This window comes from Bariatricus massiliensis (assembly GCF_900086725.1).
In the GTDB taxonomy this organism is placed as follows: domain Bacteria; phylum Bacillota; class Clostridia; order Lachnospirales; family Lachnospiraceae; genus Allocoprococcus; species Allocoprococcus massiliensis.
In genome coordinates this window covers 643,406-657,510 of the sequence record NZ_LT574838.1, presented here as the reverse complement: position 1 = coordinate 657,510, position 14,105 = coordinate 643,406, and the positions used below count along the sequence as shown (strand labels likewise).

The following is a 14,105-nucleotide window of genomic DNA, read 5'->3' as shown; positions in this document are numbered from 1 at the left end:
ATTCCCTCTGACAAAAGAATAAGGGAGACAAGTAGATATGTTAAAGAAAAGTGAATATTTACATAAAAAATATAAGAGGATAAAGCGTTATCTGAGGTTTCGCTTAGGTGTTCAGCAGTTGATTTTTAAGCCATATCTCAATAGCCTTTTTGTTGCCGTACTGGTTGGGTTTATTTTGTTTTGGAAAGAAAAATCAGACTTATATTCACACACGCCAAAGCTGATACTTCCAATATGGCGTAGTATGGTGCATATTTTAGGAATTTCTGTTTTCTTATTTATATTTGTATTTATTGTTTATATGATTGGTGAATTAACTGCAAGGCGTGATGAGGGCGATTTAATCATTGCTTTTAATGAAAAAGACTTACAAAACGGATGTCCAATCTTAATGAAAAAAATACAGGACAAAAAAACAGAGGTTACAATAAGAGAATTTTACTCTAATACTCCTTTGAAAAGGTGGTTAGAAAGTAAAAATGAAATAGAGGATTCGATGAATGTTCATTTTGTTACACCACATATAGAGTATGGTGGAAAGAATAGGGATAACGGGAAAAGAATTTTGCTATATACTGCAAAAGGTAGAAAACGCACTGAAAGAGGGATGTTGTATGATAGAGAATGATAATCGTCTTATGCTCGGTTATGACTATGACTTATGGTATGACTACGGAAAGAGCGAACCACTTTTTACTGATATATCTTTAAAAACGAATAGCCACCTCATACTATGCGGAATGTCTGGAAGTGGGAAGTCCTATGCACTTATCCGGTGTATAAAGATGCTTAGTTTAGCTGAATCACCGCAATCGAAAATCTTCTTTGCCGATTTTAAACAAGAAGACTGTTTTGTATTTATGCGCGGATGTTCCCGTTATTACCCATACAAGAAATCAATCGAAGCATTAGAAGCTGTTCATGATATTTTACAAAGGCGTCAATCTGGATCAGAGATGGAAAGATATCCAGTTACGCTCGTGTGGGATGAATACATAGCAAACATTTTAGACTTACAGCGTAAAGATAAGAAAAAGGCTGATGACGTAATGAGCAAGGTGGCTGAAATTCTTATGATAGGCAGAGGGCTGGCTGTTAGGATGATTTGCACCTGTCAGCGTCCGGATGCAAAGGCTTTTCCAGATGGAAGTCGTATAAACTATGGTATTATCATGGTTTTAGGTGCTCCTATACGAAGTATCTATGAAATGCTTATACCGAAAGAATACATTGAAATGATAGAGGATAGACAATTTAGCGTAGGTGAAGGTATTTTGTTACTTCAAGGGACAGAACTACATTTTATTAAAGTGCCAGTTGTACAGGATGTGAAGAAAATGCAGGAAATTTGTATCAAAGCATTGTCTTAATATGTCCAAAGGCGGGCAAAGGGCGGCGGCGAAGCCGCAAGCCCTTTGAACCGCCCTGTTGGTATAGTATTACCCAACAGGGCACAAACATGATGAACACTAGGAAATACAAGGCTTTACATCATGTTCATAATAAGGAACAAAATGCACAAAAGGAGTTGATTTATCATAGCAGACACACAATCACTTATGTATCTATTAACAATCAATGACCCGATTAGAAAAGGGTATATACATAAACATATATTTGAAATTTTCCATAGGAATTTTAAAACATTGGTCTATCTCTGTATGGCTGATGAAAAAGGTTCTTTGTTTCATACACATATTTTAGCTGTATTTTCTTCAAGAGTTCGTTTTAGCATGATAAAACGATATTTTCCAGAAGCCCATGTGGATAGGTGCAGAGGTACGATTTCAGATTCTGTTGCATACATAAATAAGACGGGGAAATGGGAGCATGATTCAAAGCATGGCACGAAAATAGAAGGTTCTTTTGAAGAATTTGGAACACAACCACCGGACAGCAAAGGGAAAAGGCATGATATGTCGGAATTGTATCAGATGGTATTAGATGATATGACAAATGCTGAAATACTTGCTGTGAATCAAGATTATATTTTACAGATTGATAAACTGGACAAGGTGCGTACAACAATATTAACAGAACGGTTCAAAAATACGGTTCGTCTTGATTTAGAAGTGGTGTATATCAGTGGGGCAACTGGCACAGGAAAAACCCGTGGAGTATTAGAGCAGAATGGATATGTAAATGTATATAGAGTGACCGATTATTTACATCCATTTGATAGTTATAATTGTCAGTCGGTAATTGCTTTCGATGAATTTCGCTCATCACTTAAATTAAAGGAAATGCTATTGTATTGTGATATCTACCCGATAGAATTACCATCCAGATACTCAAATAAGTTTGCGTGTTACAATAAGATTTACATAATATCAAACTGGGTTTTAGAAAAGCAATATTCAGAGATACAGAGAGAGGATAAGGAATCATGGCAGGCATTTTTAAGACGGATACATAAAGTTGTTCATTACGAAGATACAGGAGAGGTTATGGTTTATAATTCGGTAAAAGAATATCTTGAAAGAGATACCGGATTCCATACGTTGTCTGAATCGGAACAATGCCGATTGCCTTTTGACAACAAGTGAGGTGAATTATTTGAACAAAACAAAAATAAGGCAGACCGGACAGCCGCTGACTGTGGATATTGAAAATCTTTCTGCTATGCTCTCCTGCGGTCATGCTACTGCAAAGAAAATCGGAGAGCAGGCAGGCGCAAGAATTATTATCGGGCGTAGGGTGCTGTATTCCGTTGAAAAAGTGCGGTATTATCTGGACTGTTTGGCTGAATAAAAGCTACAATTTACTGTTATCTGGAATGATTTTCTGGTATAATATACTTATGAAGCAAGCCGGAAATCATTCCAGAACAGAGAAAGGAGTGCCATACGAAAGGAATGGTTTTTTATGGCAAGGAAAGACAATAAAGGAAGAAATTTACATACAGGAGAATCACAGAGAAAAATAGACGGTCTTTATATGTATCGCTATACCGATACAAGAAGTGGTAAGCGTCAGACGGTTTATGCAGGAGATTTGCCGGAACTTCGTGAGAAAGAAAAGCAGATTGCAAAGGATATGGACGATAATATTCTGACGGATGCCGCAATAAAGAAAATGACGGTCAATACACTTTTTGGACGGTATATGCAGACAAAAGAATTAGCAGAGACAACACGTATCAATTATGTGAATATGTGGAACGGTCACGCCAAAGACGATATAGGCAATATAAAGGTGGTTCAGCTTCGTTCTTCACATGTTAAAGCCTTTTATGCCAAGATGTCAAAGGCAGAGTATTCACACAGCACAATCAAGCTGATTCACACGCTTTTATATCCGGCGTTGGAAATGGCGGTTGATGATGATATTATCCGCAAGAATCCGGCAAGAAATGCTTTGTCAAGTGATTATGGAGAAGCCGCTAAGGAAAAGGATGTGCTGACCTTTGATGAACAGCAAAGGCTATTCAATTTTATCTGTGAGAGCAATGTATATAACGTATACGTTCCAATGCTTACAATTATGTTAGAGGTAGGTTTAAGGTGTGGGGAACTGATAGGTTTAACGTGGTCTGATGTGAACATGGAAAAGAAAGACCTTTTTATAAACCATCAGTTGATTTATAAGGATTTCGGGGATGGCTATAAATTTCATGCAAGCGATACAAAGACAGATGCCGGAATACGGACAATCCCCCTGTCACAGACGGTGCAGAAAGCCTTTACAGAACAGCGGAAATTGAATTTCATGCTCGGCAGACACAGTACAGAAACGGTTGACGGTTACTCGGATTTTATCTTTCTGGCAAAGACAGGCAGACCGCTTATGCCTAGTGCGGTCAACAATATTCTTTATAATATCGTTGATACATACAACAAAGAAGAAGTTATCAAGGCAAAGAAAGAACACCGCAAGGCTTTACTGCTCCCGAAGATTTCCGCTCATAATCTGCGGCATACCGCTTGTACCAACATGGCAAAGCGTGGAATGAATCTTAAAATTTTACAATACATCATGGGTCATGCTCACAGTGATGTGACTATGGATGTATACAACCATATAGCAGATATGTCAGATGTAAGAGAAGAAATTGCAAGATATGAAAAAGTGGTGGAGATTTAACTACACCAAAACAAGAAAAAATGGTGTAGTAATGGTGTAGTAACCCCCAAAATGCGATTTATAAAGATTTTAGAAACCTGTGAAGTCAGTAAAATCAAGGCTTCACAAAATTTTTGCAAAATGATTAGCACTCAAGGCTTGACAGTGCTAATGAATGGTGTTATAGTTCGAATAGAACAAAGAAAAATGTCTATTATTCACAAAGGCATATGTAAAATTAAGGAGGTATGCGGCATGAATATTAATAAATTTACACAAAATTCTATGATGGCAGTTCAGGGATGTGAAAAGACTGCTCTTGATTATGGAAATCAAGAAGTGGAGCAGGAGCATCTGCTGTATGCGCTGCTCACCATTGAGGACAGCCTGATTCTTAAGTTGTTTGAGAAGATGGGAATCAATAAAGAGACTGCCATGAACCGAGTGGAAAAGGCGCTGCGGAAGCGGCCGAAAGTTCAAGGCGGGCAGATGTTCATCGGAAAGGATTTGAACAATGCGCTTGTCCACGCGGAGGACGAAGCCAAACAGATGGGGGACGAATATGTCTCTGTGGAGCATATATTCCTGTCCCTTATAAAATACGCCAGCAGGGATATGAAAGCTATCTTAAAAGAGCTTGGTATCACCCGGGACGCGTTTCTGCAGGCATTATCCAGTGTGCGGGGCAACCAGAGAGTGACATCGGACAATCCTGAGGCGACCTATGACACACTGAATAAGTACGGGGAAGACCTTGTGGAAAAGGCGAGGGAGCAGAAGATGGATCCGGTAATCGGCCGTGACCCGGAGATTCGCAACGTTATCCGCATCTTGTCCCGTAAAACGAAGAACAACCCGGTTCTGATCGGAGAACCCGGCGTAGGAAAGACGGCGGCGGTAGAAGGCCTTGCACAGCGTATCGTGCGGGGGGATGTGCCGGAAGCGCTGAAAGACAAAAAAATATTTGCGCTGGATATGGGAGCCCTTGTTGCAGGGGCCAAGTACCGTGGAGAGTTCGAGGAACGTCTGAAAGCGGTATTGGAAGAAGTGAAAAACAGTGAAGGAAATATTATCCTGTTTATCGACGAGCTTCACACCATTGTAGGAGCCGGAAAGACGGACGGCGCTATGGACGCGGGCAATATGTTAAAGCCCATGCTTGCCAGAGGAGAGCTTCACTGTATTGGTGCCACCACACTCGATGAGTACCGGCAGTATATAGAGAAGGATGCGGCTCTGGAGCGGCGCTTCCAGCCCGTCATGGTAGATGAGCCTTCAGTGGAGGACGCCATCTCCATTCTGCGTGGGCTGAAGGAGCGCTATGAGGTCTTCCACGGAGTGAAGATTACAGACAGCGCGCTGGTGGCGGCGGTCACTCTTTCCAACCGCTATATATCCGACCGTTTTCTCCCGGACAAGGCAATCGACTTGGTAGACGAGGCCTGCGCCTTGATTAAGACGGAGCTGGATTCTATGCCGACGGAACTGGATGAGCTGAACCGGCGGATCATGCAGCTGGAAATCGAGGAAGCCGCATTGAAAAAAGAGGATGACAGGCTCAGCAAAGAGCGTCTGCAGCGTCTGCAGCAAGAGCTGGCGGAGGAAAAGGAAGAATTCGCCAAACAGAAGGCGCAGTGGGACAATGAAAAGCACTCTGTCGAGCATGTGCAGAAAATAAGAGAACAGATTGAACAACTGAACCGTGAGATAGAGGCGGCCCAGAGAAATTATGATTTGAACAAGGCGGCGGAGTTACAATACGGAAGGCTTCCCCAGCTTCAGAAGCAGCTGGAGGCGGAAGAAGAGCGGGTGAAAGACGAAGAACTGTCTCTGGTGCACGAGAGTGTGACGGATGATGAAATCGCCAAGATTATCTCCAGATGGACCGGAATTCCGGTTTCTAAGCTGAACGAGAGCGAGCGCAGCAAGACGCTCCACCTTGACGAGGAGCTGCACAAGAGAGTCATCGGGCAGGACGAAGGGGTCACCAAGGTGACGGAGGCCATTATCCGCTCTAAGGCCGGCATCAAAGACCCAAGCAAGCCTATCGGCTCCTTCCTCTTCCTCGGACCCACCGGTGTGGGAAAGACGGAGCTTGCCAAAGCACTTGCAGAAAGCCTGTTTGACGATGAAAGCAATATGGTAAGAATCGATATGAGCGAATATATGGAGAAATATTCCGTCTCCCGTCTGATTGGAGCGCCTCCGGGATATGTGGGATACGATGAGGGAGGACAGCTCACCGAGGCGGTGCGGAGAAAGCCATACTCGGTTGTCCTGTTCGATGAAGTGGAGAAAGCCCATCCTGATGTATTCAATGTGCTGCTTCAGGTGTTGGATGACGGGCGTATTACCGACTCACAGGGGCGCACCGTAGATTTTAAGAACACGATTCTGATTATGACCTCCAACATCGGCTCCGCATTTTTGTTGGAAGGGATTGACGCACAGGGTAGTATTAAGCCGGAGGTGGAGGAGATGGTCATGAATGAGCTGCGTGCGCACTTTAGGCCAGAGTTCCTCAATCGTCTGGACGAGACAATTATGTTCCGTCCACTGACTAAGGCCAACATCTCTGCCATCATCAATCTTCTGGTGGATGATGTGAACAAGCGTCTCGCCGACAAGGAACTGCGGATTGAGCTGACGGAGGACGCTAAGAAATTTATTGCCGACAGCGGGTATGACCCGATGTACGGAGCAAGGCCGCTGAAACGTTACCTCCAGAAGCATGTGGAAACGCTGGCAGCCAAGCTGATACTGGGAGGAAACGTGGGAAGCGGTGATACCATTCTCATTGCGGTGTCGGACGGAAAGCTTGAGGCGCGGGTAAAGCAGAGCCTCAGAGAAATCAAGTCATAGCTTTCTAGCGGTAGAGAAGGCCTCCGGCGATTCCGGCGATGCTCATGACAAGGATGGGATTGAATTTTCGTCTCCGCAGCAGCCAGAAAGATGCTGCAAATAGTATGACAGCCGGAAGGTCTACGGCGGCAGGGCCCGTCCAGTCCGAGGACCCGGTAAATGCCAGCAGCAGGATGGAGGCAGCGGCGGAGACAATCAATCCGAGGGAGGCTGATTTCAGACCATTGAGGGCGGCGGAAAGACGGCGGGAATCTTCGTGGCGGAGAAAGAAACTGTAGAGTCCGGCGGAAATGCAGACACCTGCCAAGATGCACCCGGTGGTGGCAAGTATGGCGCCCGGAAGCCCCGCCGTCTGGAGTCCTACAAAGGTAGAGGCATTGACGGCCAGCGGTCCGGGAGTCATCTGGGAAATTGTAATCATATCGGTAAAAGCCTTTTGGGAAATCCAAGAGGCTTTTTCTACGATTTCCTGTTGTATCAAGGGTATTATGGCATAACCGCCCCCAATGCTGAAAAGGCCGATTTGGAAAAAGGTAAAAAACAACCGGATATTTAGACTCATGACGGGATTTCCTCCTTGTGTGCAGCAAACTGTAATTTGATAAGACAGATAAAGCAGCTGAAGAGAAGAAGCAAGGCGGCATGGATCTGTAAGAAAAAGCTGGCAGCAAAGACAGCCGGAATCAGAGCGGTAAGTAAAAAGGAGCGCTCTTTTACAATCATTTGTACCATGTCCACAATAAAGTCCACGATTACCGCAGCCGCGCCAGCCAGCATCCCTTTGAGAACGGCTGCAATGAGAGGGCTTTGGGAAAAAGCGGCATACCAGTAGGATACGGCCGAAAGGACAGCCAGCGGAGGGAGCACGGCCGCTGCCACGCTTACGATCAGGCCCCCGATTCCGGCACAGTACAGCCCCGCCAGAGCGGAAAGGTTGACCGCAATCGCCCCCGGAGAGGATTGAGCCACGGCCGCCATGGACATTAGCTTTTCCTCTGAGAAGCGTTGTTTTCTTTCCACAAAGTATTTGCGTACCATGGGGACGACTACATATCCACCGCCAAAAGTAAAAGCGCTTATAAATAGGTTAATCCAAAAGAGCCAGAGAAGCGTTTTAAAGTTCTTTAGATTCATAATAATTTCCTCCTTGTAAGCTGAAAGTAGATTTCAACTTCCTTTTTATTATAGTTCTCGCCTTGCTATGCGTAAAATGATATAATTATATTATAGTAATAAATTTTGTTCATGATATAAAACTTGCACAGAGCAAATCGGAGGGATACTATGACGTTACGGCATTTGAAAATTTTTCAAGAAGCGGCAAGAACAGGGAATTTTACCCACGCGGCCAGAAAGCTGTTCTTGACTCAGTCCGCTGTCTCCCATGCCATCGGAGAGCTGGAGAAAGAGGCAGGGGTACTGCTGTTCGACCGGATGTCCAAGTCGATTCAACTGACTAGAGCCGGAGAACTTCTGCTTGAGGAGGCGGCTCCTCTGCTGGCGGCCAGTGAGAAGCTGGAGAAAAAGCTGCCTCATCTGGAGAAGGAGACCATCCTCCACATAGTGTCCAGTATAACGATAGCTGTGTATTATCTTCCTCAAATCATTACTTCATTTAAAAAAGTATGGCCGGAAGCCGAGGTGCGGGTGGAAGTTGTCAGTGCGGCGGCAGCTATGGAATCCTTAAAAAATGGAGACGCGGATATTGCTCTGGCGGAGGGCGTGGAGCCGGAAGAGCCATATTGTGGGAAGGTGTTCGCATCATGCGGACTCAGAGCGGTATGTGCGCCAACGTACCACGCGGCAGGACGTTCTCTGTCAGTTAAAGAGTTCTGTCAGGAAAATCTGCTTTTGCGGGAAAAGGGAAGCGCTATACGGGATGTGATGGACAGCGCCCTTTATCTTGCCGGGCAGCAGGTACATCCCGTCTGGACGAGCGTAAATTCACCTGCGCTCATAAGCGCCGCCAAGGCAGGACTTGGCATCACTGTTCTGCCGGATTTGCTGACGGCGGAAGAACTGGAAAAGGGCACGCTGGACGAGGTAAAAATCGAGCAGTTAAAGTTGACCAATCATATGACGGCTGTATGGCACAAGGAAAAGTATTTCAGCGCTCCGCTTCGAACATTCTTGGAGCTGGTTTGCAAAGTGAAGGAGGGAGAGGACTAGTGTCCCGTATTATTTTTCATATTGACGTAAATTCGGCATATCTAAGCTGGACGGCAGTGGAACAATTGAAAAATGGAGCCAGTATTGATATCCGGGAGATACCGGCAATCATAGGCGGAGACCAGAAGTCACGCAGGGGTGTCGTACTTGCCAAGTCGATTCCGGCAAAGAAATACGGAGTTCGTACGGGAGAACCAGTGGCCAACGCACTTAGAAAATGTCCAATACTGCGTATGTTTCCGCCGGACCACAGCCTGTATCACGCATACAGCACCCGGCTGATGGAGTTCCTGCACACCTACACGCCGGATATTGAACAGGTGAGCGTGGATGAATGTTATCTGGACTTTACTGGTATTGCGCACCGCTTTCCCTCACCGGTGGAGGCTGCGCTGGAAATGAAGAACAAAATATATGATAAGTTTGGTTTTACTGTAAACATAGGCATAGCGGGCAATAAACTTTTGGCTAAAATGGCGTCGGATTTTGAAAAGCCAAACCGGATTCATACTTTGTTTCAGGAGGAGATAAAGCTGAAAATGTGGCCGCTGCCGGTGTCGGAGCTTTATATGGCGGGGCATTCCAGTGTGGACACCTTGAGGAAACTGGAAATCTATACAATCGGTGATTTGGCACAGACAGATCCCCGGCTTTTAGAGCTACACATGAAGAGCCACGGGCGTATGCTCTGGGAATTTGCAAACGGCATTGATTATTCGGAGGTACAGTCGGAGGAAGCGGCGGCCAAAGGAATCGGAAATTCCACGACCCTTCCCAAAGATGCCGAGACTGCGGAGGAGGCCAAAAAAGTACTGCTCTGGCTTGCAGAGAGCGTGGGAGGACGTCTGAGAAAGGCAGGGCAGAAGGCAAATATGGTCAGCGTGGAAATTAAGTACAGCACCTTCCAGACGGCTTCCCACCAGAAGCAGCTCCGGCGCGCGTCCGCGGCAGATACCATCCTGTACAGCGCCGCCTGCGAGCTGTTTGATGAACTATGGACACAGGAGCCAATCCGACTTCTTGGAATCCGCACTTCCAAGCTTGTGGAGGCGGGAGAACCCGAGCAGATGAACATCTTTGACTTGTCACCGACGTCCCCGGAGCAAGACGAGGAGCCCGGAGGTAAGATACAGAAGCAGGCCAAGGACGAAAAACATAGGAAATTGAGCAAGGCATTGGATGAAATCCGCAGTAAGTATGGAAAGGATGCGGTCATAAGAGGTACGATGCTCAAGCCGGAAGAAGAAAAGGAGGATGAAAGTTTCCAACCTTGACACAAAAAGAACGGGTGCGGTATAATAGTTGCACATGCGTGCAACCAAAGTCAATTGCATTGCCTTTATGCCGCTTTAGCGGCATATTATACCGGCAAGCCACCACTTGAAAAGTAAATGGCGCGAAGCGCCGCTTCCTTTTCTGCGTTTGTGGTATAATAATTGCACATGCGTGCAACCAAAGTCAATTGCATTGCTTTTATGGAAAGGAGTCTCTTAATTATTATGGAATTTAAGGAGAGAGAGTTTATTCCGGTACTGCTCGGCGGTGATATTAACACTTATAGTGTGGCGCGTGCTTTTTATGAGCAGTATCAGGTAAAGACATATATATTTGGAAAGTTCCCTACGGGGCCAAGTTACAACAGCAGGATTATTGAATACCAAGCCAATCCGAAGATTGATACGGACGATTATTTTCTCATGACGGTCAATGGGTTCGCTGAGAAGTACGGGGATAAGAAAGTGATTCTTATCGGGTGTGGAGACAGCTATGTGGCCTTGATAAGCAAGCACAAGGCAGAGCTTGCCGTCAACATCATCGCGCCGTACATTGAGTTTGACTTGATGAACAGCCTGCAGCAGAAGGATACCTTTTACAGCCTCTGTGAGAAACATCAGGTAGATTATCCGGGTACGCTGATTTATGACCCGTCTATGGGAATGGATTTTCAGATGGATTTCCCGTTCCCTGTCATTTTGAAGCCGTCGGACAGTATTTCATACTGGGAACATCCATTTGAGACCCAGAATAAGGTATATACAATCAAGGACCGTAAGGAACTGGAGCAGGTCATTCAGGATATCTACGGCGCGGGATATACAGACAAGCTCATCATTCAGGACATGATTCCGGGCAACGACGAATACATGCGGGTGCTCACCTGCTATTCCGATAAGAACGGAAAGGTCAAGATGATGTGTCTGGGACATGTGCTTCTGGAGGAGCATACGCCCCACGGTCTGGGCAACCATGCGCTGATCGTGACCGAGCCGAACACAGCCCTGATGGAACATGTCAAGAATCTGCTGGAGGATCTTCATTATATTGGATTTTCCAACTTTGATATCAAATACGACCGCAGGGACGGTAAATACAAATTTTTTGAAATTAATACCCGGCAGGGGCGCAGCAACTACTATGTGACCGGCTCTGGGTTCAATGTGGCAAAATATATTGTAGAAGAATACATTTACGGCAAGGAACAGGAACTGGAGACTGCAGAGGAAGAGCATCTGTGGATGGTAGTGCCGAAGAAGGTCGCTTTTAAATATGTAAAAGACGAAGAGATGAAGGCGAAGATGCGGCGTCTGATCCGGGAAAAGAAGATGGTCAATCCCGTATTTATGAGGGGAGACTTAAAGCCGAAGCGTTTTCTTGCCATGGTAAAAACACATTTCAGCCACTTTGTGAAGTTCAAAAAATACTACAGCTAAGTTACGGAGAAAAAACATGTTAAAAAAATTAGGCGTTATCGGCGGAATGGGGCCGGAAGCAACCAGTTTTTATTACGCAAGAGTGATTGCGCGGACTGTGGCTTCGACCGATCAGGAGCATATCGATATGGTGATATTGAGCCATGCCACTATGCCGGACAGGACAAAGGCTATTCTCACCGGACATAAGCAGGAATTTCTTGCGGCCATTGAAAAGGATGCGAGAGATTTGGAGAAACTTGGCGTGGAAAACATTGCGATCCCGTGCAATACATCCCACTATTTCCTTAAGGACATTCAGGCCGTGACGAAGGTTCCGGTCATCGATATGGTGGGGGAGAGCGTCCGTTACGTGAAAGAAGGCTATCCGGATGTGAAAAAAATCGGTATCATGGGAACCGATGGTACGATTCAGGCCGGAACATATTCCCGCGCCTGCGACAAATACCAGATTGCCGCCTGCGCCCCCAGAGAAGATGCACAGCGTCTGGTGATGTCCCTGATCTATGACGATATCAAGAGCGGAAGGCCGGGGGACAGGGCGAAGTTCGATCAGGCCTACGAGGACTTGAAGGAGCAGGGCTGTGACGCGGTGATTCTGGCTTGTACAGAGATTTCAGTATTCAAAGAATATTATCCGGTTCCGGCGGATTGTATCGATGCCATGGACGTGCTCGTACGTGAATCGATTATCCGCTCCGGAGCGGCATACAAAGAATAGCAGGGGAGAAGAACATGGAACAGAAAAAGTATACATTGGGAGAATATGCACTGTTGTTGGAAAACGTCCGTATGATGAAGGAATTCTATTCTGACGGGCAGGACGATATCGTCATCGATTATCTGACCTATGATTCTAAACAAGTGACAAAGAATACCTTGTTCATCTGCAAGGGCGCTGCTTTTAAGGCAGAGTATTTGGATGAGGCTGTTGAGAAGGGCGCGGTGGCCTATGTGAGCGAGCAGAAGTTCGACACGAAAAAGGATGTGCCTTATCTGCTGGTAGACGATATCAGGAAAGCGATGCCCCCGCTGGCAGAGAAGTTTCATAATGCCCCGTGGAAAGACCTTACCATCATCGGCATTGGCGGGACAAAGGGCAAGTCTACTTCCGCTTACTATATGAAAGCGATTGTGGATGATTATATGAAGGCGACCGGAGGAAAGGAAAGCGCGGTTATTTCCTCCATTGATATTTACGACGGTGTGATTACAAAAGAATCCCATATCACCACGCCCGAGGCGGTGGAGCTGCAGGAGCATTTCCGCCATGCAGTGGACAGCGGCATCACGTTTGCGGAGATGGAAGTATCTTCTCAGGCGCTGAAATACAACCGGGTAGACAACATGAGACTGGATGTGGGGATTTTCCTGAATATTTCGGAAGACCACATCAGCCCTATCGAGCATAAAGATTTTGAGGACTACTTCGCGTCCAAATTAAGAATCTTCGCTTCTTCTGACAATGCGGTGGTCAATCTGGACGCAGATTACGCGGAGCGTATTTTGGAGGCTGCAAAGTGCAGCAAGAAGGTACTGACGTTCAGCATCAAGGACGAGACGGCGGATGTCTATGGATATGATATCCAGAAGGACGGCCATGAGACGGTGTTTACCGTGCGTACAAAGGATTTCGATGAAGAATTCCGCCTGACCATGCCGGGACTCTTCAATGTGGAAAACGCACTGGCTGTTATCGCAGCATCCATTCTTGTGGGGATACCGCTTGCGTATATGAAGAGCGGGCTCTACCGGGCACGGTCAAGCGGTCGCATGGAGCTGTATGCGAGCAAAGATAAAAAGATAATCGCCGTTGTAGATTACGCACACAACAAGCTGAGCTTTGAAAAGTTGTTCTCTTCCACAAGGGACGAGTACCCGGACTATGAGATTGTATCAATTTTCGGCTGTCCGGGCAAAAAGGCCTTCATCCGCCGCCGGGATTTGGGGACGGTGGCAGGGCAGTACTCCAAGAAGGTGTATCTGACCGCGGAGGATCCGGGATATGAACCGGTGGAGGACATCTCGAAGGATATCGCACAGTATGTGGAGGCGCAGAATTGTCCCTACACAATGATTGAAGACCGGGGAGAGGCAATCAAGGCCGCCATAGAAGAGGCGGAGGGCAAGACCATCCTGCTGATTACCGGAAAAGGGAATGAGACCCGGCAGAAGTACGGGTGTGAATATCTGGACTGCAAGTCCGACGTACAGTATGTGAAAGAACTGCTGGCGGAATACGACGCCCGCTGCTAAGTATAAACGAGCTATTGCTATACAGACGGATATGCGTCTGTTGGC

General features: G+C 46.2%; 13 protein-coding genes. 11 read left to right on the top strand and 2 right to left on the bottom strand.

The features are described from left to right. Positions 1 to 37 precede the first annotated feature (37 nt). The 6 genes from BN6465_RS14625 to clpB all read left to right on the top strand — a co-directional run bounded on the left by BN6465_RS14625 (position 38) and on the right by clpB (position 6,924). On the top strand, positions 38 to 628 hold the full coding sequence (locus BN6465_RS14625; protein WP_066736581.1) for a hypothetical protein: 591 nt from the start codon (positions 38 to 40) through the stop codon (positions 626 to 628). Then, positions 615 to 1,370, top strand: a complete 756-nt coding sequence (locus BN6465_RS14620) for an FtsE family protein (protein WP_066736576.1) — start codon at positions 615 to 617, stop codon at positions 1,368 to 1,370. Before BN6465_RS14625 ends, BN6465_RS14620 begins: the two co-directional genes overlap by 14 nt. A gap of 291 nt (positions 1,371 to 1,661) precedes the next feature. Beyond that, positions 1,662 to 2,546 carry a P-loop NTPase family protein gene (locus BN6465_RS14615; RefSeq protein ID WP_154670266.1) on the top strand — a complete coding sequence of 295 codons (885 nt, stop codon included), beginning with the start codon at positions 1,662 to 1,664 and terminating at the stop codon, positions 2,544 to 2,546. A 10-nt stretch (positions 2,547 to 2,556) separates the two neighbouring features. Further along, positions 2,557 to 2,751 carry a hypothetical protein gene (locus tag BN6465_RS14610; RefSeq protein ID WP_066736572.1) on the top strand — a complete coding sequence of 65 codons (195 nt, stop codon included), beginning with the start codon at positions 2,557 to 2,559 and terminating at the stop codon, positions 2,749 to 2,751. A gap of 114 nt (positions 2,752 to 2,865) precedes the next feature. Beyond that, positions 2,866 to 4,083 (top strand): site-specific integrase, encoded by a 1,218-nt coding sequence (locus tag BN6465_RS14605; protein ID WP_066736569.1) that lies wholly within the window; start codon positions 2,866 to 2,868, stop codon positions 4,081 to 4,083. Between the two features lie 234 nt (positions 4,084 to 4,317). Then, positions 4,318 to 6,924 carry an ATP-dependent chaperone ClpB gene (clpB, locus tag BN6465_RS14600; protein ID WP_066736568.1) on the top strand — a complete coding sequence of 869 codons (2,607 nt, stop codon included), beginning with the start codon at positions 4,318 to 4,320 and terminating at the stop codon, positions 6,922 to 6,924. Between the two features lie 4 nt (positions 6,925 to 6,928). On the opposite strand, the gene BN6465_RS14595 is transcribed toward clpB, so the two are convergent. Continuing rightward, positions 6,929 to 7,486 (bottom strand): chromate transporter, encoded by a 558-nt coding sequence (locus BN6465_RS14595; protein ID WP_066736567.1) that lies wholly within the window; start codon positions 7,484 to 7,486, stop codon positions 6,929 to 6,931. Next, positions 7,483 to 8,058: a chromate transporter gene (locus tag BN6465_RS14590; RefSeq protein WP_066736566.1), complete on the bottom strand. Its 576-nt coding sequence runs from the start codon at positions 8,056 to 8,058 to the stop codon at positions 7,483 to 7,485. The genes BN6465_RS14595 and BN6465_RS14590 overlap by 4 nt, the downstream gene beginning before the upstream one ends. Before the next feature lie 150 nt (positions 8,059 to 8,208). Between BN6465_RS14590 and BN6465_RS14585 the strand changes: the two genes are divergently transcribed. From BN6465_RS14585 to BN6465_RS14565, 5 genes are all read left to right on the top strand, one after another. After that, positions 8,209 to 9,093 carry a LysR family transcriptional regulator gene (locus BN6465_RS14585; protein ID WP_066736565.1) on the top strand — a complete coding sequence of 295 codons (885 nt, stop codon included), beginning with the start codon at positions 8,209 to 8,211 and terminating at the stop codon, positions 9,091 to 9,093. Beyond that, positions 9,093 to 10,367, top strand: a complete 1,275-nt coding sequence (locus BN6465_RS14580; protein ID WP_066736560.1) for a DNA polymerase Y family protein — start codon at positions 9,093 to 9,095, stop codon at positions 10,365 to 10,367. Before BN6465_RS14585 ends, BN6465_RS14580 begins: the two co-directional genes overlap by 1 nt. Before the next feature lie 225 nt (positions 10,368 to 10,592). Then, positions 10,593 to 11,804 (top strand): carboxylate--amine ligase, encoded by a 1,212-nt coding sequence (locus BN6465_RS14575; protein ID WP_066736558.1) that lies wholly within the window; start codon positions 10,593 to 10,595, stop codon positions 11,802 to 11,804. A 16-nt stretch (positions 11,805 to 11,820) separates the two neighbouring features. Further along, positions 11,821 to 12,525, top strand: coding sequence for a cysteate racemase (gene cuyB / locus BN6465_RS14570; RefSeq protein WP_066736556.1), 705 nt, complete (start codon positions 11,821 to 11,823; stop codon positions 12,523 to 12,525). 14 nt (positions 12,526 to 12,539) lie between these two features. After that, positions 12,540 to 14,060, top strand: coding sequence for a Mur ligase family protein (locus BN6465_RS14565; RefSeq protein WP_066736554.1), 1,521 nt, complete (start codon positions 12,540 to 12,542; stop codon positions 14,058 to 14,060). The last annotated feature ends 45 nt before the right edge of the window (positions 14,061 to 14,105 follow it).

Coding starts and splice junctions, on each gene's coding strand:
- BN6465_RS14625 (WP_066736581.1), top strand. CDS start 38: ATGTTAAAGAAAAGTGAATATTTACATAAAAAATATAAGAGGATAAAG.
- BN6465_RS14620 (WP_066736576.1), top strand. CDS start 615: ATGATAGAGAATGATAATCGTCTTATGCTCGGTTATGACTATGACTTA.
- BN6465_RS14615 (WP_154670266.1), top strand. CDS start 1,662: ATGGCTGATGAAAAAGGTTCTTTGTTTCATACACATATTTTAGCTGTA.
- BN6465_RS14605 (WP_066736569.1), top strand. CDS start 2,866: ATGGCAAGGAAAGACAATAAAGGAAGAAATTTACATACAGGAGAATCA.
- clpB (WP_066736568.1), top strand. CDS start 4,318: ATGAATATTAATAAATTTACACAAAATTCTATGATGGCAGTTCAGGGA.
- BN6465_RS14595 (WP_066736567.1), bottom strand. CDS start 7,486: ATGAGTCTAAATATCCGGTTGTTTTTTACCTTTTTCCAAATCGGCCTT.
- BN6465_RS14590 (WP_066736566.1), bottom strand. CDS start 8,058: ATGAATCTAAAGAACTTTAAAACGCTTCTCTGGCTCTTTTGGATTAAC.
- BN6465_RS14585 (WP_066736565.1), top strand. CDS start 8,209: ATGACGTTACGGCATTTGAAAATTTTTCAAGAAGCGGCAAGAACAGGG.
- BN6465_RS14575 (WP_066736558.1), top strand. CDS start 10,593: ATGGAATTTAAGGAGAGAGAGTTTATTCCGGTACTGCTCGGCGGTGAT.
- cuyB (WP_066736556.1), top strand. CDS start 11,821: ATGTTAAAAAAATTAGGCGTTATCGGCGGAATGGGGCCGGAAGCAACC.
- BN6465_RS14565 (WP_066736554.1), top strand. CDS start 12,540: ATGGAACAGAAAAAGTATACATTGGGAGAATATGCACTGTTGTTGGAA.